This window comes from Hyphomicrobiaceae bacterium, assembly GCA_041397645.1.
Classification (GTDB): Bacteria; Pseudomonadota; Alphaproteobacteria; order Rhizobiales; family Hyphomicrobiaceae; genus Hyphomicrobium_B.
On the sequence record JAWKWE010000007.1, the window covers coordinates 1 to 22,170 of the forward strand.

General features: G+C 56.5%; 21 protein-coding genes. 18 read left to right on the forward strand and 3 right to left on the reverse strand.

Translation table 11 applies throughout. The annotated features are described in order from the left end of the window. From R3D51_17935 to R3D51_17960, 6 genes are all read left to right on the forward strand, one after another. The coding region (locus R3D51_17935; protein MEZ5901363.1) for a short-chain dehydrogenase at positions 1-190 on the forward strand (190 nt) is incomplete at its 5' end. A 550-nt stretch (positions 191-740) separates the two neighbouring features. Then, entirely contained in the window at positions 741-1,106 is a 366-nt protein-coding gene (locus R3D51_17940) for a hypothetical protein (GenBank protein MEZ5901364.1), read from the forward strand. Between the two features lie 230 nt (positions 1,107-1,336). Further along, the gene (locus R3D51_17945) at positions 1,337-1,822 is read left to right on the forward strand and encodes a hypothetical protein (GenBank protein MEZ5901365.1); all 486 of its coding nucleotides are present in this window, start codon (positions 1,337-1,339) and stop codon (positions 1,820-1,822) included. Positions 1,823-2,516: 694 nt separating this feature from the next. Beyond that, the gene (locus R3D51_17950) at positions 2,517-3,239 is read left to right on the forward strand and encodes a serine protease (GenBank protein ID MEZ5901366.1); all 723 of its coding nucleotides are present in this window, start codon (positions 2,517-2,519) and stop codon (positions 3,237-3,239) included. Positions 3,240-3,344: 105 nt separating this feature from the next. Beyond that, the gene (locus R3D51_17955) at positions 3,345-3,488 is read left to right on the forward strand and encodes a hypothetical protein (GenBank protein MEZ5901367.1); all 144 of its coding nucleotides are present in this window, start codon (positions 3,345-3,347) and stop codon (positions 3,486-3,488) included. A 98-nt stretch (positions 3,489-3,586) separates the two neighbouring features. Continuing rightward, the gene (locus tag R3D51_17960) at positions 3,587-3,985 is read left to right on the forward strand and encodes a TIGR02300 family protein (GenBank protein ID MEZ5901368.1); all 399 of its coding nucleotides are present in this window, start codon (positions 3,587-3,589) and stop codon (positions 3,983-3,985) included. A gap of 300 nt (positions 3,986-4,285) precedes the next feature. Here R3D51_17960 and R3D51_17965 read toward each other — a convergent pair whose 3' ends face one another. Both R3D51_17965 and R3D51_17970 read right to left on the reverse strand, forming a co-directional pair. After that, a complete protein-coding gene (locus tag R3D51_17965; protein MEZ5901369.1) occupies positions 4,286-5,878 on the reverse strand; it encodes an arylsulfatase in 1,593 nt (530 codons plus the stop codon). Between the two features lie 422 nt (positions 5,879-6,300). Then, a complete protein-coding gene (locus R3D51_17970; protein ID MEZ5901370.1) occupies positions 6,301-8,232 on the reverse strand; it encodes a sigma-54-dependent Fis family transcriptional regulator in 1,932 nt (643 codons plus the stop codon). A 541-nt stretch (positions 8,233-8,773) separates the two neighbouring features. On the opposite strand from R3D51_17970, the gene R3D51_17975 reads away from it, so the two are divergent. The 10 genes from R3D51_17975 to R3D51_18020 all read left to right on the forward strand — a co-directional run bounded on the left by R3D51_17975 (position 8,774) and on the right by R3D51_18020 (position 18,516). Continuing rightward, positions 8,774-9,817, forward strand: coding sequence for an NAD(P)-dependent alcohol dehydrogenase (locus R3D51_17975; GenBank protein ID MEZ5901371.1), 1,044 nt, complete (start codon positions 8,774-8,776; stop codon positions 9,815-9,817). Continuing rightward, positions 9,814-10,248 (forward strand): hypothetical protein, encoded by a 435-nt coding sequence (locus R3D51_17980; protein MEZ5901372.1) that lies wholly within the window; start codon positions 9,814-9,816, stop codon positions 10,246-10,248. Before R3D51_17975 ends, R3D51_17980 begins: the two co-directional genes overlap by 4 nt. Before the next feature lie 9 nt (positions 10,249-10,257). Further along, complete coding sequence (locus R3D51_17985) at positions 10,258-10,533, forward strand: hypothetical protein (protein ID MEZ5901373.1); 276 nt, start codon at positions 10,258-10,260, stop codon at positions 10,531-10,533. Positions 10,534-10,617: 84 nt separating this feature from the next. Continuing rightward, positions 10,618-12,288, forward strand: coding sequence for an aromatic/alkene/methane monooxygenase hydroxylase/oxygenase subunit alpha (locus R3D51_17990; protein MEZ5901374.1), 1,671 nt, complete (start codon positions 10,618-10,620; stop codon positions 12,286-12,288). An 81-nt stretch (positions 12,289-12,369) separates the two neighbouring features. Further along, a complete protein-coding gene (locus R3D51_17995; GenBank protein MEZ5901375.1) occupies positions 12,370-13,413 on the forward strand; it encodes an FAD-binding oxidoreductase in 1,044 nt (347 codons plus the stop codon). A gap of 53 nt (positions 13,414-13,466) precedes the next feature. Continuing rightward, on the forward strand, positions 13,467-14,543 hold the full coding sequence (locus R3D51_18000; protein ID MEZ5901376.1) for an aromatic/alkene monooxygenase hydroxylase subunit beta: 1,077 nt from the start codon (positions 13,467-13,469) through the stop codon (positions 14,541-14,543). 52 nt (positions 14,544-14,595) lie between these two features. Further along, entirely contained in the window at positions 14,596-14,952 is a 357-nt protein-coding gene (locus tag R3D51_18005) for an MmoB/DmpM family protein (GenBank protein MEZ5901377.1), read from the forward strand. An 88-nt stretch (positions 14,953-15,040) separates the two neighbouring features. Continuing rightward, positions 15,041-16,057: an amidohydrolase family protein gene (locus R3D51_18010; protein MEZ5901378.1), complete on the forward strand. Its 1,017-nt coding sequence runs from the start codon at positions 15,041-15,043 to the stop codon at positions 16,055-16,057. Further along, entirely contained in the window at positions 16,057-16,848 is a 792-nt protein-coding gene (locus R3D51_18015; protein ID MEZ5901379.1) for an iron-sulfur cluster assembly protein, read from the forward strand. The genes R3D51_18010 and R3D51_18015 overlap by 1 nt, the downstream gene beginning before the upstream one ends. A 30-nt stretch (positions 16,849-16,878) precedes the next feature. Beyond that, positions 16,879-18,516: a molecular chaperone GroEL gene (locus R3D51_18020; GenBank protein ID MEZ5901380.1), complete on the forward strand. Its 1,638-nt coding sequence runs from the start codon at positions 16,879-16,881 to the stop codon at positions 18,514-18,516. Positions 18,517-18,553: 37 nt separating this feature from the next. Here the strand turns inward: R3D51_18020 and R3D51_18025 are convergent, their stop codons facing one another. Further along, complete coding sequence (locus R3D51_18025) at positions 18,554-19,369, reverse strand: cytochrome c (protein MEZ5901381.1); 816 nt, start codon at positions 19,367-19,369, stop codon at positions 18,554-18,556. A 561-nt stretch (positions 19,370-19,930) separates the two neighbouring features. Here R3D51_18025 and R3D51_18030 point away from each other — a divergent pair. Next, a complete protein-coding gene (locus R3D51_18030) occupies positions 19,931-20,887 on the forward strand; it encodes a molybdopterin-dependent oxidoreductase (protein ID MEZ5901382.1) in 957 nt (318 codons plus the stop codon). 247 nt (positions 20,888-21,134) lie between these two features. Beyond that, on the forward strand, positions 21,135-22,166 hold the full coding sequence (locus R3D51_18035) for an AI-2E family transporter (GenBank protein ID MEZ5901383.1): 1,032 nt from the start codon (positions 21,135-21,137) through the stop codon (positions 22,164-22,166). Positions 22,167-22,170: the final 4 nt, after the last annotated feature.

Sequence of the window (22,170 nt, forward strand, 5' to 3'; positions counted from 1 at the left end):
TGCGGCCACCGTGGCGATCTATCTGGCCCTCGTCGCCGCCGTGTCGGCCCGACTTGCCGCTGGCCTCTGGCCTGGCCTGTCCGCCTGGCTGCATCCCGGGGCGGGCGTCGCATGGATTGCGGCTTTTGGCGGTTTCGCACTGGCATATGGCAGGTGCCTGTTGAACCTACCGGCGGCAAAGCAGATCTGAACGTTTGGAAGAGCGCGCAAAAGGCTTGAAATCCTGGTCGCTGACACTGGAAGATTTTGGAGAAGGTTGGACGTCAGGCCCATCCCCTCCGCCACAAACAAACGTAAGGCATTGTTTGTGAACGTTTTTCGTTGAAAAGTTTTTGGGGTCCCAACTTTGGCCCCAACTAGCTCGATTACATTGCGCCACTTCAGATCCAGCCATCGATCGGCCACTTGCCAACAGGGCTGCTAGGGTCGTGTACTCGGCAGGCGCTTCGCCGGCGTGTTTGCAACAACGGAACGCAGCGTTACGGTTGCCAAACGACGCACCGCTGCCAGACAAGCAAGCAAACGCAGGTGGGGTCGGTCCTGCTGCCATGTTGGACCACCTGCGAAATCCACATGCGGCGCGCCGCTCTGACGACCCTTTCTCGCGAGCCGAGCCTCAATCCACTATATTCCAACGCACACCTACGAGTCTGGGCCCTCCGGCTTCGGTCGGGGCTAGGTTGAAACATGGACACACAGACAATCTGCACGTTCTTCCATTTCGATGGTCCCTTGAATTTTTGGGCCATCTGAACTCTCAGTTCTTTACGACCGCTGTGGTCGGTGTAGTCACGGTCTATTTTGCCCATCTAGCCCAAACATTCAAAGAGAAGGCGGAAGACGAAGAAGAGGTCGCACGGTTGCTTCAAGAGCAACTGGAACGCAATGAGGAAGCCGCAGACCTGGAAATTGCTGATGTCCGGCAGCCCGCTGGGGAAGACCATTTCAAAACGGCGGCAGCAATCATCGACCGCCTCAAGAAGCTAGTGGACGACAAGGTCGCTGGCCTTAAGGATGGGCGCAATCGTAGAAAGTACCAGACAATCGGACGAAGGGACTATCGGTTGCGTGTAGCTGCTCTTCAAGGCGACGGACCGCGCTGCTAGCCAACGCCTTTGCAATGTGGCGTCCGTATCAGACCAATCGAAGACCGACTCCGATCGAAGTGTTGAATGAACTCCGTGCGATTGCGGCTGGACTGGGTCTGTAAGCCTAGAGCAGCAGACATCTATCGGGGACGCGTGCGCTTATCAACTACTGGGAGTTGAGGATGGGTGGGGCGTCCAAAGTCTCTCTATACGCTTATATCGATGAGACCGGAAATACGGGGCACAACTTGTTTGACCAAGCCCAGCCGGATTTCTTTACTGCGGCCCTAATTACCAAGGGCGATTTCGATGCGGTCTACGCATCGCGCACTCGTGCCCTGGCATCATCCTTCGGAGCGACATCACTACACGGAAAAGACTTGGGCATAGGCAGATTGGAATCGATCGCACCAGAATTTCTTTCCCTTATTCGAAGCGCCGAGGCGGCTTTCTACGTCTCTCGCGTGGAAAAGAGATATCTTCTCGCTTGCAAGATGTTCGACTCGCTCTTCGACTCTGGCGAGAACGCTGCTGTCGGATGGCACCACTATAATATTCGCCAGCTTCGCTTGATGCTCACGTTTAAATTCTCCACGATGAGCCCGAAATCCTCCGTTCCTCAAGCCGCTAGTTTAGTCTCACAGGTGTTGATGTCGGACATGGAGCTGTGCTCTCCCGCCCTGGACGAGAAGAGGGTGCGCTCCGCCCTTGAACGCGAGGGCCAAGGAGAGTGAATCAAAGAACGTCGCGGAAGAGCTAAGATTGCAATGGTTGCGGGACATTTTTAATGTCATGACCCTAGTTGGCTGTCTCACCTTTGAGATGATTGCTGAAACTGATGAAGTCGCTGGATCCAGGCCGTTGTTTAGCTGTTGCCGGCGGCGGTCGCGACATGAAGAGTCTAGGTGGTAGTTTTGAACCCTCCCTCGTCAGCCAGCACAAAAGCTTTAGGCGCCACGGGTACAAAGCCTCAAAATCTAAAGTTCTATCTTTTATGGCGATAAAGGCGCATGATGATTTGGTCGTCATGCTATTTCGTACGGGAAGCGGCGATTGAGAGTTTCATGCTCCCCCCGAGAAAGTAGGAGCTATGTATCCGTATCCGCCATTCAATCCTGATCAGTTCACGATTTGCTACCGAGCTTACGCAGCAGCTCTAACAGAAATCCAATTTAGCAGAGGCATTACGACCCAAGCGCCATCTGACGATGTCTGCTTGAAAGTGGCTCGTAAGATCATTGAAGCCTCGGCGCATGGAGAGCGAGACAGTGAAAGCCTTAAATATTTTGGGCTTCTCGGTTCGACGCAACACCAACACAGGAAGACCTGAGTTCTCCTCTCAGGCCAGATTTTGAGATTTACAAGGGATGGGCTTGGAGCGATTGCGATATTTGACCCCATCCTTTGCCTTAAGTCAGTGGCGCTTGGATGATTGAGCCCATCCTGCTCACGTCTGCGCGCGTTTTGACCTTCAACGCGCACACACCTCTGACGAACGCCAGCGGCTTTTTCTTCGAGCGAGACGGCCGGTTGTTCTTGGCAACCAGCCGGCACGTTTTGATCGATGAGACGAGCAATCACTATCCGGATCGCATTGAGATCGAATTGCACACCGATCCAAGTAATTTGGCCAGATCGACCGGCTTCTCGATGCTGCTGTATCGTGACGGGAAAGCGGTGTGGCGGCAAGGCAGTGACAACGCTGGCAGCATTGACGTTGCCGCGATCGAAATTGATTTTAAGGCTCTTCCTGAAGGGTGTGTCTACCGTGCATTCACGCCCGCGCACTTACCCGGATCGGTCGATAACGTCGAAGCTGGAAGTTCTTTGTTGGTGGTTGGCTTTCCACTCGGCTTTCACGACACGCTGCATCATATGCCAGTGGTTCGCCAAGCTGTGATTGCTTCATCGTATGGTCTCCGCTTCGGAGGAGAAGGCTACTTTCTAACGGACGCCCGTACTCATCGGGGTACAAGCGGTGCGCCCGTGGTGATGCATAATCCAGCTTCAGGGTTTGACTTGCCGTGGCTGCTTCTTGGCATTCATTCCGCTCGGCTTGATGTAGGAACGCGTGACCTAATCATCGACGAAGCGCTTGGTCTGAACTGCGCTTGGTACGCAGACATACTTATGACTTTGACAAAAACCTAAACTGCGAACGGCAGGCCTGCAATTCCGCGATCGCCCCTGGAAGGTCCAATGCCTGATGAGCATTGAGGGAGCCATCGACTAACATTTTACCTGATGGAGCCTGAGATGACTAAGGAACAGAAGAGATTGAACCGTGAATTTCGCAAGCCAAAGAAGACGGTTTCAGAGCGTGGCGTAGAGAAAGTCGACAACAGCGTATCGGCGACGCTCCTAAAGGCAAACAAGGTATTTGGTAAGCGCAAACCCTGAAGCGCCGAGCGACGACCCATGTTGGCGGTTAACGGTCGTCGCCGGGCGGCTATTCACACGCAAATTTGCAAAGCCTCTAACCAAAATTAGGGAACACAATGGATCGAATTCAAATTCCTACAATTGAACGTTTGGCATGGCGTGGAACGAAAAGAACGTGCATGGAAGCGGATTGTGGTGAGCGCTTTTATGATCTGAACAGAACATCGATAGCTTGCCCTCACTGCGGCGCGGCTTTCGTTCCAGTTCCCGAAGTAGTCGTCAAACTCAAAGCCAGTCCGAAGACGCGCAGCTACCGGATCGAGAACCCGCAGCCGAAATTGATTGAGGCCCAAGAGACGGATAACGAAGAGGGGGAGGATACCGAACCATCCAACGCTGATAGCCTTGAAGATGGGGTTGAAGACATCGGAGGAGAAACGCCCCTTCTCGGAACCGAGGATGCGGATGAAGACACCGCAGTGGTCGACCGTGCTAAATTGAACGCCGACGATTGATGTCGATTGGACTCTCTGGCGCCCGAGTCCAAATTGGTGCGGCGGGGCCCGTCCCTCGCCGCGGCGACACAAGCCTCTAGATGGACGACTTCGGTAGAGAGGAACTCTTAATTTAGATTGCTATGTGGATACTGTATTCATCGGACGTGATCGATGACTGCTTCAAACCCCCCTCGAATCCCTATTGCCGGCGACCTTCGTTCGCCGTCCGATCAAGCACCTCGAAAGACGGGCCGCGCATTCATCGCGGCCCGTCTTGAGATCCCGGGTTTCTTCTACGAGCTGGTAGGGCTATCTAAGCTATTTGTTTCCGCCTTCCTTCAGCTGTTCCATCACGTCATCCAGATTGAAGCTGGCCGCCTTCTGTCGCGGTGGATAGTCCTTCAACGTGGCCAGGAAGTTCCCAACGTAATCCTGCGCTGGAACCAGAAGATAGGCGCGGTCAAACATCCAATCATAATAGGTGTTCGATGTAATGTCGGCCCGCTCATAGGGATCAGTCCGCAGGTTGAAGATTTTCGGCAACCGCAGTTTGGTGAAAGGCTCCGCCCAGACGCGTAGTGTGCCTGGTGCTCGCTGCTCCATGAACGCCAGTTTCCAGTTGTCATAGCGCAGTCCCGTCACCTGCTGATCGTCGTTGACGTAGATGAAGGATTCTCGCGGATCTTTATCGGTCTGACCAGTCAAGTATGGCACTAGGTTATAGCCATCGAGATGGATCTTGTAGGTCATGTCGCCGACCTTATAGCCCTTGAGCAGTTTGTCTGTGACGTCCGGATCGCCGGCGACCGCGAGGATCGTCGGCAGCATGTCGAGGTGGCTGACGATTGCATTCGAGACGGTGTCCGATTTGATTTTGCCGGGCCAGCGGAACATGGCCGGGACGCGGTAGGCACCCTCCCAATTCGAGTTCTTTTCGTTGCGGAACGGCGTCATCGCCCCGTCCGGCCAGGTGTTCATGTGCGGACCGTTGTCGGTCGAGTACATGACGAACGTACTGTCTGCGATCCCGAGATCGTCGAGCGCCTTGAGAACTGTGCCGACATTCTTATCGTGATCGATCATCGTGTCGTGATAGTTGCTCTGCCAGCGGCCCGCCTGCCCAAGGCTCTCTGGCTTGGTGTGTGTACGCGCATGCATATGCGTCGTGTTCACCCAGACAAAAAACGGCTTTTTGTCGTTGACTTGCCGTTTGATGAAATCCACTGCCCGATCGGTAACATCGTCGTCGATCGTTTCCATACGCTTTCGGGTCAACGGACCGGTGTCTTTGCACACCTGCTTGCCAACTTTTCCGAAGCGTGGGTCAACTGTCTCGTCATCGGTGTCGGAAGCCTTGCAGTCGAGTACGCCGCGCGGCCCATACTTCTCCCTGAAACTGGGGTTCTTCGGATAGTCGACATGTTCCGGCTCTTCCTCAGCATTCAGATGGTAGAGGTTGCCGTAGAACTCATCGAAACCGTGCACGGTCGGGAGAAACTCGTTGCGGTCGCCGAGATGGTTCTTTCCGAATTGGCCGGTCACGTAACCAAGCGGCTTCAGCAGTTCGGCAATTGTCGGGTCTTCTTTCTGCAGGCCGAGCTTGGCGCCGGGCAAGCCGACCTTTGTCATCCCGGTGCGCAAGCCCGACTGACCGGTGATGAAGGAGGAACGGCCTGCCGTGCAACTCTGCTCGGCATAGTAGTCAGTAAACATCACGCCTTCCTTGGCGAGACGGTCGATATTCGGCGTCCTGAAGCCCATGAGACCATGCGAGTAGGCGCTGATATCGGACTGGCCAATATCATCTCCCCAGAAGATAACAATGTTGGGTTTATTGTCTTGAGCGAATGCGGTAGACGTTCCGAGAAAAGCGATTGCAACAGCTGCGAATGAATAAAAATATCTTCTCATCTCGATCACTCCTCCTGTGTAATTTCTCCAATTGATTGTCGAATGACGCCTCAGTTATGCTGGACGTCTGCCTAGCAGATTGTTTCGATTTGAATTGCGCCAAACAACGCCTCCGCAAATCTTAGCGGATACGAATAATTGGCAAGCCGATATTGCGTGTCGCTCTGTTTCACAACGGGCTCTCTTATGGCGAGCCCCCCTTGTTGGCGATGATCGGCCTATACTCCAATCATGCGACAACCGAAGTCAAATATATACACAGTTCGAATAAGAATCGACTGTACTGGCAATCTGTGGGCTGATGGCGTAGCAACGAAAATAATGTAAACGCGCTTTCGCACGAGCGATTGCGCAAAGCCTTGGGCGATTCCACCTCATTCGGCGCGGTTCACTCGCTTTACATGCTCTAACAGCAGCTCAAATCAGCGTCCACTGGTCTTCCCCAGGGCCCTGTAAACTGTGTTGCGTGAAATGCCGAGCCGACGTGCAGTTTCGCTAACATTGCCCTGCGTTTCTTCAAATGCGTTGAGAACGCGGGCGCGTTGAAGGTCCCAGAGTCGGGAGTCACTAACAGTCGTTTCCTCGCGCTCTGAACTTGCGGGGGTGTCTATTTGGAGGACGCCTTCAACCGCTGAGAGGCTGAGGCGCGCCAGAACGTTTCTGAGTTCGCGAATGTTGCCGGGCCAACGTCTCGATGCGAGGTTTGCAACCGCCTCTTCGGAAATGCTTAGCGACGGATCGATCGAATGCAGCAGATGTCGAACGATCCCTTCGAAGTCAGACCGGTCGGCGAGACTCGGAAGCGCAACGTCGAGCGTATTCAATCGATAGAGCAGGTCGGATCTGAAGCGGCCGTCCGCAATGGCGCGATCGAGCTTGGCGTTCGTCGCGGCGACGATCAACACGTCGACCGCGAAATTCGAGCCGCCGATGGGGCGCGCTGTCCAATCGTCCAGAAACCGCAATAGGACTGGCTGTAGTGAAATCGGCATGTCGCCGATTTCATCGAGAAACAAAGTCCCGCCGTCCGCCTCTTTGATCAGTCCGGGAGATCCGCCGCGGCGCGCCCCGGTGAATGATCCTTCGACGTAGCCGAACAATTCGGCTTCGATCAGGTTCTCCGGCATCGCCGCGCAATTCAAGGGAACGAACGCACCCTTGCGGCCGCTTGCGGCATGCGCAAAACGCGCCAACTCTTCCTTGCCGGTTCCGGTTTCGCCGCGAATGAGGATGGGCATGCGTCGCGGAGCCGCCAACTTGACTTGCCGGACAATCAGAGCGACGGCTGGATCGGAGGCGACGAAGCTCGCCTCTTTATGTCGGCAAGTCGCGTCGCAGTTGTTCGAATTGCCATGCTTAGGGCAGAAGATCTCGCTTGTCCGGCCCATCGCGCTCGGCGGGCTTGGGATCTGTTTTGCACTGCCACGCTTTTGATTGCGCAGCAGGATCAGGGCGCCAAGTTCGCAATCGTTGACGGAGACGATATCGGTTCGAGCAGTCGGGAACATGCCGCTAAGATGCGACTGCCACTTGTTGAACGGCAGCTCTTTCAGGTTGGGCAATGACATGCCTTGGCGTATGCCCGACTGCGTGTCATTGGCGAGCCGCACAGCATTGTCGGTCGCATGAACGATGATGCCCCGTCGGTCGACAACGAGCACGTCTTCGTTCAGCCATTTGGATTGCTTGTTCCGATAGTATTCGAGCAGGCAATCGCGATCGAACTTGCAGGATTCGCCCATCAAAGATTGAATATACTCGCTCATAACCATGGCGAGTGCCAGACTTTGCGAGCTGAAGTGTTGCGCAGGGCCGGAGATATCGACGACGCCCAGAATATTGCCGTCGTCTGGATGGCGAATGGGCGCCGCCGCACAGGTCCAGCGCTGGACCTTGGAGCAAAAATGCTCCGCACCGTTGATCTGAACCGGCCGCTGCATCGCGACCGCCGTGCCGATGGCGTTCGTGCCGATATCGGCCTCACCCCATCGTCCGCCGTGCTCAAGGTGAATCTCGCGGCCCGCGTCGATGGCGCGGTCGTCACCCTTGGTGTCGATGATCAGGCCCGATGCATCCGTCAAGATCATCATCGATATCGATTCGTTCATGAATTTGCTGGCGCGATCAAAGACCGGCTTGGCGCATTTCGCCAGCAACCGATGCGCCTCACGGCGACGCAATAGTTCATCTTCCGCCAGTAGCGGTGCGCCGTCGCTTTCAACAGAAATATGGAAATCGTTGCAGCGCTTCCACGACGCCGCGACGTCCGTGCGCACTAGATCTGGGACGTCGCCGCGTTCGAGAAACGTTTCCCACGCCCGCCGCACCTGTCGCTGATCAATGTCTCGTCCCATGGCGCCGAAATTCCGGGTTGCAAGCTGGTGAGACTTCCGACTTCGGATGAAATGACAATTAGCACGCAAAGTGCTCGTGGCTCCGGAGAGCAGACCCAGGCCCGACTACAAGCATGCTGCAATTAGTAAGCCTTCTTGTAAAGGCAAAACGCCGCTCAACGCCCACACCGCTTGCTTAAACACATGCGATCCGCGGCTCTTTTTGCAAAGGCAATTTCTGCAGGTTTACTTATCGACGCCAGGTAGCAGTTCGCCAAGAGCGCGCACCGATCGCCATGAAGACTTCGACATTGCATCGGCTTGTCTCATTAGCCATTTCTCAATGTGCACTGCGCAACGAAACTCATCGCATCGCACCATGCTTCGTGCCGTAACACCGCACGCAGCAAGCGCTGTTGAACAGCGCAACACATTGAAGCCCACAGCCTTGTCAAAACGCCAGCAGATACAGGCCCATATAAGCCTGGCACGCGGCTTGCTCTCCTCTGTTGATTAAACATGCGCCGACCAACGGCACAGACATGCGAACATCGGAGGAAATATGAAGGCGGCCGTTCTGCACAGATACGATGAAAAGCTGACGTCGCCTCGCTTCGTCGAGTTCGAGGACGTTCCAGATCCCAAGATCAAAAATCAAACGGACGTGATCGTGCGCATCGGCGGGGCCGGCGTGTGTCGCACCGATCTCCACATCGTCGAAGGCATTTGGCGCGACAAGGCTGCGGTGAACCTTCCCTACATCATGGGGCATGAGAACGCCGGCTGGGTCGAAGAAGTCGGCAAGGCCGTCAGCGGCGTTAAGGTCGGCGACCCGGTGATTTGTCACCCCCTGGTCACCAACGGCCACTGCCTTGCGTGCCGACGCGGCAACGACATGCACGCGGCAGACAGCGCCTTCCCTGGTATCAATGCCAATGGAGGTTATGCGGAGTATTTGCTCACCTCGGAACGATCTTTGATCAAGCTTCCAAAGAGCCTAGCTCCCAAGGAGGTTGCGCCCTACACCGACGCCGGCCTCACAGCCTACAGGGCTGCAAAGAAAGCCTCTCGGCATCTCTTGCCGGGCGAATTCGTTGTCGTCTTGGGTGTCGGGGGCCTCGGGCACATCGGCATTCAAGTCCTCAAGGCGCTCTGCGCGGCAGAAGTCATCGCCGTCGACCGATCGGAAGCCTCGCTCGCACTCGCCAAGGAATGCGGGGCCGATCACCTCGTCAAGGCCAACGGCTTTGAAGTCGACACGGTCCTGCAGCTCACGCGCGGAAAAGGTGCCGAAGCAGTGATCGACTTTGTCGGGGAAGGCGAGGCCGTCGCCAACGGCATCGCCATGACCGCCAACGACGGCTACTACTACATCGTCGGATACGGCGGCCGCATCGACCTTCCGACCATCGACATGATTACCTCGGAAAAGACGATCGTCGGCAATCTTGTCGGCACGTATGCCGAGCTCACCGAGTTGATGGCATTGGCGGACAAGGGCCGGGTGAGCCTCAAAACCAAAGAATACAAACTCAGCGCCGCCAATGACGCGCTACATGATCTCCACACCGGCAAGATCCATGGTCGCGCGGTGCTCGTCCCATGATCCGCTCCGCGCACCTTGCCCGACCTCACCTGACCGAGCCGACCGAGCTTCGCGAGAAACTCTTAGCTCCTGCTTGGCGGCTTTGGATCGACTTAGCGAGGAGCGATGTCATGCCTGATGGCCGCAGTCGCGAGCACATGCTTTCGCGCCACGAAATCGTGGTGGCAATCATCGAGGTCAATTCACAGCAGTTGCGCTGCGACAGCATTGCGGCGGGGCTCGACATCGAGCGGTTGTGTGCGGTGCGGGATCTCGAACATGACGGCAGCAATCCAGCGGCCCGCGAAGCGCTCGATGACATCGGGCGACGCACACAAGACAACGAAGAGAAGAAACGCAAATTGAACCTCGAACGCGAGTGGCTGCAGAAGTCGCTTGCGGACTTCGATCAGACGACCCCCGCATCAATCGAGCCGACCAAGCGTCAATAGGAGGTAGTTATGGGACTGCGGACTGAGGAAGCGAAATCTGGCGCGGCACGACCTCCGGTACTTAGTGCCGAAGACGAGTCGAAGGACCGTTTCTTCCGAGAAATCGCGACGATTTCTGAGGCCATGATCGCGGCACACGGGCCCGATTTCGCCATGGGCGTGCTGATCTTGGGCGCCCGGTTCATTGCCGAAAACAAGTCGTTCTCGAAAGCGTCCGAAGGCTCGCAATGCTGCGGCAACGGATGCCACGACCATTCACATCACCATCACGACCATAAGTCCTGACCCGAGAGGCGCGACGCCGTTTGGGTTGGAGAAGCCACGCAAAAAACAAAGCCGCTTTTACAGGTTGCTATCGAGGAGACAAACATGACCGCACCGCTGACATTGAACAAGATAACCGGGCAGAAGGGCATCGGCATTGCCGACGCCACAGCACGGATTGCCGATCTCGGCTGGACGCCAACCTACGTTCAGGAAGCAAAGACGTTCCCGACGGATTACAAGATTTCGAAGGTGCCGAAGGATCCGATGAAGCAAGTCCTGCGCTCCTATTTCCCAATGCAGGAGGAAAAAGACAATCGCGTGTACGGCGCCTTGGACGCCGCCCTGCGTGGCGACATGTTCCGCAACGTCGAGCCTCGCTGGGTCGAGTGGATGAAGTTGTTCCTCGCCATCATTCCGTTCCCGGAAATCTCAGCGGCGCGATCAATGGCGATGGTTGCCAGACTGGCGCCCGGCGAAGAACTGCGCACCGGGTTTACCATGCAGATGGTTGACGAGTTCCGCCACTCCACGATTCAGATGAACCTGAAAAAGTGGTACATGGAGAACTACATCGATCCAGCAGGCTTCGACATCACCGAAGCGGCGTTTGGCAAATGCTACGCCACCACCATCGGCCGGCAGTTCGGCGAGGGATTCCTCACCGGCGATGCGATTACCGCTGCCAATATTTATCTCACTGTGGTCGCCGAAACGGCCTTCACAAACACGCTGTTTGTAGCCATGCCCTCCGAAGCGGCGCGCAACGGCGACTACGCTTTGCCGACCGTCTTTCTCTCGGTGCAGTCGGATGAATCACGTCACATCGGCAACGGGCACTCGCTTCTGATGTCGCTCATCAACGATCCCTCCAATCATCAGCTGCTGGAACGCGACCTCAAGTACGCATTCTGGCAGAACCATGCGATCGTCGACGCCGCGATCGGCACGTTTATCGAGTACGGCACGACAAATCGCGACAAGAACAAAGAATCGTACGTCGAACTCTGGCATCGCTGGATCTACGAGGACTACTACCGCACCTATATGCTGCCCCTCGAAAAGTATGGCATCAAGATCCACCATGACGACGTTTCCGCCGCTTGGGATCGTCTCGTGAAGAAGAACTACGTGCACAAGATCGCCCAGTTCTTCTCGGTCGGTTGGCCGGTGAATTTCTGGCGCATCGAAGCGCAGACTGAGAAGGACTTCGAGTGGTTCGAGAAGAAATATCCGGGCTGGTATGCGGAGTTTGGCGACTACTGGAAGTGGTATGGGAAGAAGAGTGTGCCGGGCCAGACGAACATGCTGTTCGACGCCGAGAACGGCTACGCCTATCCGCATCGTTGCTGGAGCTGCATGTGCCCGTGCGTAATCCGGGAGGACTTCTGCGTCGGTGAAGTTGACGGGCAGCTCTACACGTACTGCTCAGAGCAATGCAAATGGACACATCAGGTTGCCTTCCAGGCCGAATACGAAGGCCGCGCAACGCCCGCGATGGGTCGTTTCAAGGGCCGGCGCATCTGGGAAGAGTGCTACCACGGCTGGGACCTAGCGGACTGCATAAAGGATTTGGGCTTCGTGCGATCCGACGGCAAGACGATCGTGGCGCAGCCTCACCTACGCTTCGAGCCCAAGGACCAGTGGACCCTGGATCACGTAAAGGGTCACACAATCCAAAGCCCGCTGACACTCATCCGCCAGATGAGCCCGGCTGACCGGGACAAACACGTCGCTTCGTATCGTGAGGGCTTCAAGATTAGGGCGTTTGCCTGATCTTGCCACGCCGGGCAGGAGGCCGTCGACTGGTCTCCTGCCCAACCTCAACCCATCAATCCGCCCACTCGGGGAACATGAATGACGGATAACGCGGTACACACCGTCCGGCTGGAGCCTGTCGGCATAGAATTGGACGTTGAGGAAGGGGAAACGGTGCTTGATGCTGCCTTCCGCCAGGGCGTCGCGCTCCCTCATGGGTGCAAGGAAGGCCAGTGCTCGAGTTGTAAATCCAAACTTCTCGAGGGCGATGTCGAATTACTCAAGTACTCGACGTTCGCGCTGCCGGAATACGAAAGCGAAACCGGTCATATCCTTTTGTGCCGTACACAAGCCTTTAGCGATCTGACAATCGAGTTGCTCAATTACGACGAAGAAATTCTAAGCAAAGCAATTCCCGCAAAATCCTTCGCCGGCGAGATTGTCGACATCGAAACACTGACACACGACATTCGGCGGCTGACGATCGAATTACAAAGCCCGATGAAGTTCTGGGCGGGGCAATACGTCGATCTCACGATACCGGGTCATGGCGTGACGCGCGCCTATTCGATGGCAAACGCACCGAGCGAGCCTAATCGCCTTCAGTTCATCATCAAGAAGTATGCGAACGGCGCCTTTTCTTCGCTCCTTGACGATGGATTGCCGGCGGGAACCAACATCGTCGCGAAGGGACCTTATGGAAGCTGCTTCAGGCGCGAGAACCGTCGCGGGCCGATGATCCTGGTCGGAGGCGGCTCGGGCATGTCGCCCCTTTGGTCCATACTCAACGATCACGTCGAAAGTGGCGAAGAGCGCCCCATACGCTTCTTCTATGGCGCGCGAACGCCAGAGGATCTCATTCTGGTCGATGAAATCGCCGGCATCGGTTCCAAGCTCAGCGATTTCAAGTTCATACCCGCCCTGTCCGATGCCGGTGCGAACGGTGCCTGGATGGGAGAGCGCGGTTTTATCCACGAAACCGTGATGCGAACCCTCAAGACGGAAGCGTTCGATGGCAGCACCATCGACGCCTACTCCTGCGGCCCCCCACCCATGATCGACGCCGTGATTCCCGTTCTGCAAGACGCCGGTGTCGAGCCTTCGCACATTCACTTCGACAAATTCACACAACCAAGCACATGACCTGACGGCGCATAAGCGCACCAATCAACTCAAAAATAGCCTGGGAGGAGTCAATGACCGCTCAAACCACACAAACACAAAAGTCCGGCGCGGCCGGCGCTGCAACGTTCCCTGGATCCGACAGCCGCAAGTTCAACTATTTCGAGCCCAAGGGCCGCAAGGCGACCCACTACGAGGACGTGACGCTCGACGTGCAGCCCGACCCGGAACGTTACCTGCTGCAAGACTGGATTATCCATTTCCCAAACGGCGAGACGACCTACACCAAAAGTTGGACGCAGGCGAAAAGCTCCAACTGGCACAAGTTCCGTGCGGTCGACCAGGAGTGGGAGCGCACGCATTACCAGCGCCAGTCGACCATCTGCGGTGCGGTTCAGAGCGTCATAGAGAACGGGCGCAAGTCGGGCGCCGTATCTCGCTTCGATCCCGCATGGCTCAAAATTCTTCAAGTTCAACTCGGTGCTTATAAGCATGCCGAATTCGGTCTTGGCACATCGCTGATGCAGGCGCAGCGCTATGGCTACACACAGATGATCAACAGTGCTGTGTTGACCAACTCGTCCTACAAGCTGCGTTTCGCGCAGGATCTGACCCTCTATCTGAGCGAAATCGCTCTCGACGTGCCAGGCTTTGATGTGAATGCCGGAAAGAAACATTGGCTTGAGGATCCGATCTGGCAGGGTACCCGCCGTGCCGTCGAAACCATCATGGGGTCGCAAGATTATCTGGAACAGTATCTCGCAACCAATCTTGCCTTCGAGCCAATGATTGGAGAGCTCTTCCGTTCAGGATTTGTGATGCAGGTAGCGGCTTCGCAAGGAGATTTCATTACGCCGAGTGTCGTGTCTGCCGCGGAGGCCGACTATGAACGCAATCTCGCCAACACCGTTGAACTGATCCACACGCTGGTCACGGATGCGGAATTTGCTGCCCACAACCGGCAGCTTCTGAGCCAATGGCTGGACAAGCACGTCACTCTCGCCGCCGAAGCGGCCCAGCTGCTTCAGCCGATCTGGTCGCAGCCAAGGGTCAAGGTGGCTTCGTTCTCCGATGCCTACGAGTTGGCCAAGAGTCGGATCAAAACAATCTGCTCACAGACGGAACTCACCGTGCCGGCGGCGGTCGCCTGACCGCGCGGTCCCAGCCAGGCCAATCACACCCAATGCAAAAGGACAGGACGTCATGACTAACGAACACGCCAATATCTTCAAGTCGATGAAAGACATCCGTTTCGAAGACACGGTCTCGCACCAGTGCGGCGTGACCATGAATGACAGCGTCGAGGCGCGCGCCATCGCTGAAGTGATGGAGCAGAAACCCGGCATCGTCGTCACCTATCTTCCCGCCATGATCCGTGTCGACGGGGAAGGGAAGATAACGTTCATGATGGACGAGATCAGCGAGGCCCTGGGACGCCCCATGACACCGCATCTGTTCGAAATCTCCACCTCCACGCACTACGGCCGGATGGTGATGATCGACGAGAACAACGTCACGCTGTTCGGCGATATGAACGAGGCGATGCAATACATCACTTGATTAGACGCAAAATGAAACCGCAACTGATAGTCCGTTTGCGCGGCGGCCCCGACAAAGCGCAATCGAGCCCTGGGACGAGGAACGCGATATGTACAAAACAAAGTGCGGCGAAGAGATCTTCGTGATCGATGGCCACACCCATTTTTGGGACGGCAGCCCCGCAAATCACAAGAACGTCCATGGTAAGCAGTTCATAGACTGCTTCTACGCTTATCACTCAGGACTCAGCCCAAAAGAAGAAGTTTGGCCAAAGGAGAAGTTCGAGAAATACGACGCACAAACCATGCACGATGATCTCTTTGTGCACGGCTACGACGACATGGCCATCCTGCAGCCGACGTACCTCGGCGACTTTTACAAGGAGGGCTTCAACACGACCGAGCGCAACGCGATCTTGAAGGATCGCTATCCCGATCGCTTCATTCTCAACGGTGCATTCGATCCGCGCGACGGGACCAAGGGGCTGGAACATCTCCACGCGCTCGTCGAAAAGCACAAGATCCAGGGTGTCAAGCTCTACACCGCGGAGTGGAAAGGCGATTCAAAAGGCTACAAGCTGACGGACAAGGACAGCTACCGGTTCCTCGAGGAAGCTCAGAAGCTCGGCGTGAAGAACATCCATGTCCACAAAGGCCCGACGATCATCCCGCTCAATCGCGATGCGTTCGATGTTGCCGACATCGACGATGTGGCAACATCCTTTCAGGGCTTGAATTTCATCGTCGAACATTGCGGTCTTCCACGTCTCGATGACTTCTGCTGGATCGCAACCCAGGAAACGAACGTCTATGGCGGGCTTGCGGTTGCCATTCCATTCATCCATAGCCGCCCAGGTTATTTCGCTCATGTCATTTCCGAGCTTCTATTCTGGCTCGGCGAAGACAAACTTCTGTTCGGCAGCGATTACGGAATCTGGACGCCGAAGTGGATAATCGACAAGTTCATGGCCTTCGAGCTGCCTGACGACGTCGCTAAGGAAACCGGGGTTTCGCTGTCAATGGAAGCGAAAAAGAAGATCCTCGGGCTCAATGCCGCCCGCCTTTACAACATCGACATCGAGGCCCAAAAGCGCAAACTTGGTATCGCGAATAAGGTGGCGGCATAATGGAGGATGTTGAGTCCGGGTCGGCTACGGCGCAAGTATCCAATCGGCTAGACGACGTCTGGGAAAAGCTTAGCAGCGTCGTGGATCCGGAGCTGGACGAGCCTGTGACCGACATGAAGTTCATTAGCAGCGTCGATGTGGACGACGAACATGTCGTCCATGTCGGCTTCCGTCTGCCCACCTATTGGTGCGCGGCGAACTTCGCGTTCATGATGGCCGAGGATATGCGTTCGGCCATCATGGCGCTCCCGTGGGTCAAGGAAGCACGCATCGTTCTCGCCGATCACATGTATGCCGATAAGATCAACACCGGCATTTCGCAAGGCCACTCGTTTGCGGAAACTTTCGGCAGCGAAGCGAACGGTAATCTGGAAGAGGTGCGGCATACCTTCCTGGTGAAGGCGTACCAGCGCCGCCAGGAAGCGCTAATGCAGCATCTTTTGAAAATCGGGTTGCCGGTCTCGTGCGTGGCTTCCATGTCCATGCGTGAGCTGACCGACATTCGTCTCAAATCTGAGGGACGCACTCTCGTTAATCGCTATATCGAGAGACGCGACGTCGTCGGGTCATTCGACGATTGTTCGAAGGCGTTTCTGACCGCGGACGGACAAGAGATTGATCCCGATAGTATGATCGCCTATCTGGGCGCGCTTCGTCGCGTCAAAGCCAACGCTGAGTTCAATGGTGCCCTGTGCCGTGGACTTCTCGCGGTGCGCTTCGACATGGAAACCCCTCTCTCGGCGCGCAAACCACATTGCGACGCATCCAAGTCGGCTTCGGCCGAACCATAACAAGAAAGAGATACTTGGGAAGGAATAGCCATGGCAAAAATTATGTTGCATGACGAGGCGGCACGAGAGGCTTTGGGTCGTGGCGTCGCCAAGCTTGCACGCGCAGTCAGCGGAACGCTTGGTCCAAAAGGCATGAACGCCGTCATGGACCGTCCGGTCGGCACGCCGATCGTGTCGCGAGACGGCGTTAGCATCGCCAATGAAATCGAGCTTGAGTGTCCCTTCGAGAATATGGGGGCCCAGATCGTCCGCGAAGTGGCCGGGCAAACCAACGAGGTGGCCGGCGATGGCACGACCACGGCAACAGTCCTCGCCAACGCGCTTGTGCAGGACGGCCTCAAGTGCCTCTCCAAGGGGGCGAACGCTGTGGAGTTCGTCAACGGCCTCGAGTTGGCGGTCGCTCAAGTCGTAGAGGCCCTGAAAAAATCGGCGCGGCCCCTCCAGGGAAGCGCTGGACGGCAGGCGATCGCGACGATCGCGGCCAACGATCTCGCGCTCGGAGAAATGGTGGCGGAGGCCTTCGATCGGGCCGGCCCGCAAGGCATCGTCGACGTGCAATATGGTGTGGGGGTGCAAACACTGCTGGACGTGACGGAAGGCATGTCGTTCGACCGTGGATATCTCTCGCACCACATGGTGACCGACGTCGAAAAAATGCAATCGGTGCTGGACAACCCTTACATTCTCATGACGGATCAAAAGATCCAGTCACCTGACCAGCTTGCCACTGTCTATAATCTCACCGAGAAGACCGACCGCCCGCTGCTCATCATCGCAGAGGAATTGGCTCCCGCTGCTATCGTCGACTTGCTCGCCCGCCGCCAGAAATCGCGCCAACTTGTTTGTGCCGTCTACCCGCCCGAGTTCGGTCACTGGCGCAAGTCCATGCTTGAGGATATTGCAATTGCCACGGGCGGCCGTGTTATCGCGCACGACCTCGGGGGCAAGCTTGATAACTGCGAATTGGCGGACTTGGGCACCGCGCGGGAAGTGCGCGTTTCAGCCAATTTCACGATCATCACGGCCGGCGGCGGCTCTGCCGACAAAATCGAAGCGCGCCGGGAACAGATCAAGCGGCAGTACGACGCCGCACCCGAAAACGTCGAGCGAGACAAGTTCGTGGACAGGCTCGCCAAACTGTCCGGCGGTACGGCGATCATCTATGCGGGCGGTGCCACGCCCGTCGAGCAGAAGCGCAAAGTCCAGATTATCGAGGACGCAATCAATGCAACGCGAGCTGCGATAGAAGAAGGCGTCGTGCCCGGCGGTGGGGTCGCATTGGTTCGAGCGGCACCTACTCTAGATTCTTTGATCAACGACTTGGATGGCAGCACCAGAGAGGGCGCCGAGCTCGTTCAACGAGCGTTGAAGAAGCCGCTTGCGAAAATTGCATCGAACAGCGGATTGGACGGCGACGAGGTCGTTGCCAAAATCTCAAGGGCCAAGAATGGCGTCGGACTTGATGCGCGATCGGGGAAGGAGGTCGACCTGGTGCGCGCAGGCGTTATCGATCCGGTGAAAGTCTGCTACACGGCGCTGCGTAATGCAGGCTCTGTCGCGGCCCTCATTCTGACCACGCAGACGCTCGTTGCAAAGAAGCCCGACAACTTCGATCCAACCGCCGGCCCGGCTCTTGGGGGCGGCGCTGAGCGATTAGGTTTGGACTGACCGGCGTCTCTGAGGAAGTCAAAGCACGAGACTTTCGCTATTTAGCCATATGAGAGAGAAAAGCGATCAGCGCATCGACTTCTGCGTCCGGGAGGCTTGCCGCGTCGAACCCAACCATTTGCTGGTTAGGCCAAGTGCGGACAGCTTTCGGGTCGCGGATAACAGCCCTAATTCCCGACCGCGTCATATAGCTGGTAACATTCATCGGCTGGCCCAGATCGGGGCCCATATCGCCCTCTCCCGCACCTTTCATGCGATGGCAGGGCATGCAATTTTTTATGAATACCTTTTGCCCACGCCGCTCGACTGCAGCGTCCGCGAGTGCAGGATCGACAGCCAACTGAGGCCAACGGCGTACCGGATCTTCGACTCCCGTCAGCCCGACGAGCGCGAACGGCCACTGTTCAGTGCCGATGTTGGAGCGCTCCGGGTGCTCCCAGATGAGGTAGAACGGTCCGGCGCTCATGTCCCTGCCGGGTAGGTTCGGCCAAGGCGCGTCCGGATCCTCGACTGCTACCCAGGCTACCGCCCCGCCCGACGCCCCCTTAGCCACAAGCGGCATCGGTATCTGCGACACAAACCCATCGCTCGCCCGAGCTTCGATGGTATCGAAACCGGAGCTGGAGGCTTCTATCAATCCGAGCAGCGGCACCGCGCGGTAGGTCATGGCGCGGTGGTACGACACGTCGTCGGGCAACGAAAGCGTTGTCGCATCGGCTCTTGCCAGCAGTTCGGGCGCGGTGATGCGCCGCGCTTCGCCACCAAAGGATAGAGTCAAAACGCGCTCGGCGGCCGACGCGGATGAAACGTCAAAGCCCCACACCACAAGAAGTATCAAAAGTCTGATGCACATAAGGATGCCCAGTGTAGATCGCCGGTTTAAGCGAAACAGCTTCGGTTATATTGCAGCCCGCTTCCGAGCTTTGGAAGGTAAGCGCATTCGCATTATCCCGCATCTTGTTTCCGACGTGTGAATTCTTGAACGTAAGCGGTCATAGCTCTGGAAAAATCGACGGTTCATTTTTCGCGCCGCATATGGCGCGGATCACCAGCGAAGCGGGGGGCTGCGGAACCCGATACTCATTTTTTTCGGGGATGGGTCCAGCGGCACGCGCTTCCTTACGCAATCGGCTCAATCTTTCGATAGGGCCTGATGGGGTAATTGATGTAAGCTACTAATAGGTCGTTCGACGGGGCGATGCCGATTATTGCGCTGATCCCCACGCACTAGGCTTGTCGCCAGCCCCGCTGTGTCGAGGAAGCCGATTGATGGCAGTGTAGCGTAAGCTTTCATCTTCGACGTGATCCCGATGTCATCTGGCGAAATCGTTGCCTGGGGAAACCATCAATGCTTACTGCCCTGAAGCTGAACCCTAGCGGCTTATACCGCCACCTTCCGTTAGAGCCGCATCATATGACGGATGCCGTTACGCGCGTGGAGGATTCCATCGTCCTCTGCCATCTCGGCGTCCCCCGCATTGCGGCAGAGGATTGGGCACTGAGCATCTCAGGTTTAGTTCGCAAACCGTCTGTTCTACGCTTTCAAGACTTACTCGCAAGGCCGCACACGCGCATCGAAGCGGTCCACCAATGCGCCGGAAACCCCCTACAGCCGGACGCTCCGTCCCGCCGTGTATGTAATGTCGTTTGGAGCGGCGTACGGCTTGCGGAGCTCATAAGAGACTGTGAGCCACAGCCCGAGGCAAAGTTTGTGTGGTCGCGGGGGGCCGACTACGGAATCTTCGAAGGTGTCCATTGCGACACTTATCTCAAGGATATTCCGCTCGTGCGCTTAGCAGACGACGTCCTGATTGCTCTTGAGATGAACGGGGCACCGTTGCGAGCCGAAAATGGATTTCCGGCACGCCTAGTCGTGCCTGGCTTTTACGGCACGAACAGTGTCAAGTGGATCACCAACATTGAGCTAGCCGATCATCGCGCTCCTGGGCCATTTGTCACTCGATGGTATAACGATCCGGTGCGCGATCAGAGTGGCAGCTTCACGGGCAAGACCACTCCCGTATGGTCGATCGCGCCGCAATCCGTGATCGTCCGCCCCGTGCCCAATGAAGTGCTCGATGTCGGGACTGAGATCAATGTCTGGGGCTGGGCTTGGGGCGATGGCGGCATAAAAACAATTGAGCTTTCTTTCGACGCCGGCATGAGCTGGCGACATGCCGCAATTGTGCCGGGCGCAAGCCGTGCTTGGCAACGCTATTCGCTAGCCTGGACGCCGGACAGCGCGGGGGAGCACTGCATTATGGCTCGCGCGACTGGTGCAGGTGGCTCAGTACAGCCGCTGGATGGCGCGCGAAACGCCATCCACCACGTCCACGTCGTTGCTGTTCATGGCCCTGCTTCTATTCGATAGCCGCCAGGTGGTCGGTGATCGCCTTGGCATCGCTGCTAAGGCGCACCGCGCGTCGACATGCAGCCGGATTGAAAAACCGCGATCCGAATTTGGCCGCTTCGATGGGTATCGCTGCCCTGTTCCACGACCGGGGCCGTTGATTGGCTGCTCTATTACTAAGACTGCTCATAACGCTTCGCAGACAATGCACGCGGTTCAGGCTAAAAGTCAGATATCCACCTACTTTCTTGGAATGGTTTTGAGGCTCATGACGATAAATGCGACATCCCAAGCTGCGCTCATATTAGTTGCAATTGTGGCCATCTGCGCTGGACTTTATTCTGCGAGCGCGGTCTTCGCTCCTTTGACATTTGCCCTTCTCATCATAGCCATTTTGCAACCAGTTCAAAGTTGGCTGCAATCGGCCATGCCGAAGACCATTGCCCTCGCGATCACAACCGTGGTGCTTCTTGTAGGGTTTTTGGTGGCCAGCGCTTTGATCGCCTGGACATTGGGAAGGGTCGGGCACGCCATCGCCGACGACACCGCGCGCTTTCAATCGATGTACGACCAGTTGATAGCCTGGCTTGACGGACACGGCATTGCCGCATCGACGCTTTGGACGGAGCACATAAACGTCGGCTGGCTTATTCGTCTGTTTCAATCGGTGGTAGCTCGCGTCAACACCACGATGAGCTTTTGGCTTGTCGTCCTGGTCTACGTCACGCTCGGTCTCTTGGAGGTGGGCGATTTCGAGGTCAACGCCGGTAAAATCAAGGATAAGAACGTTGCCCATGCTCTAATCAACGGCACTAAAGAGAGCGCACGAAAGCTGCGTTCGTACTACGTGGTCCGAACGAAGATGAGCGTGATAACGGGCTGCTTGGTATTTGCCGTCGCCTACGCGGTTGGGCTTCCACTAGCGAAGGAATGGGCCATCCTGGCCTTCCTATTGAACTACATTCCTTTTCTTGGTCCGCTTATCGCAACCATGTTTCCGACGATCTACGCAATCGCAGAATTCCAGTCCTGGCAAGTTCCGCTGTTTATTTTTGTCTCTCTCAACGTAGTCCAGATTGCAATTGGCAGCTTTTTGGAGCCGCGCGCATCTGGCTCACTGCTGTCAATCTCTCCTCTGCTCGTTCTCTTTTCGGTGTTCTTCTGGGCCTACATGTGGGGAATATTCGGCGCCTTCATAGGTGTGCCAATTAGCATTGCAATCCTCACTTACTGCGACCAGACCGATTCGACGCGATGGGTCGCTGATCTTTTCGGCGGCGATCGCCAGGCCAGACCCTAGGGCT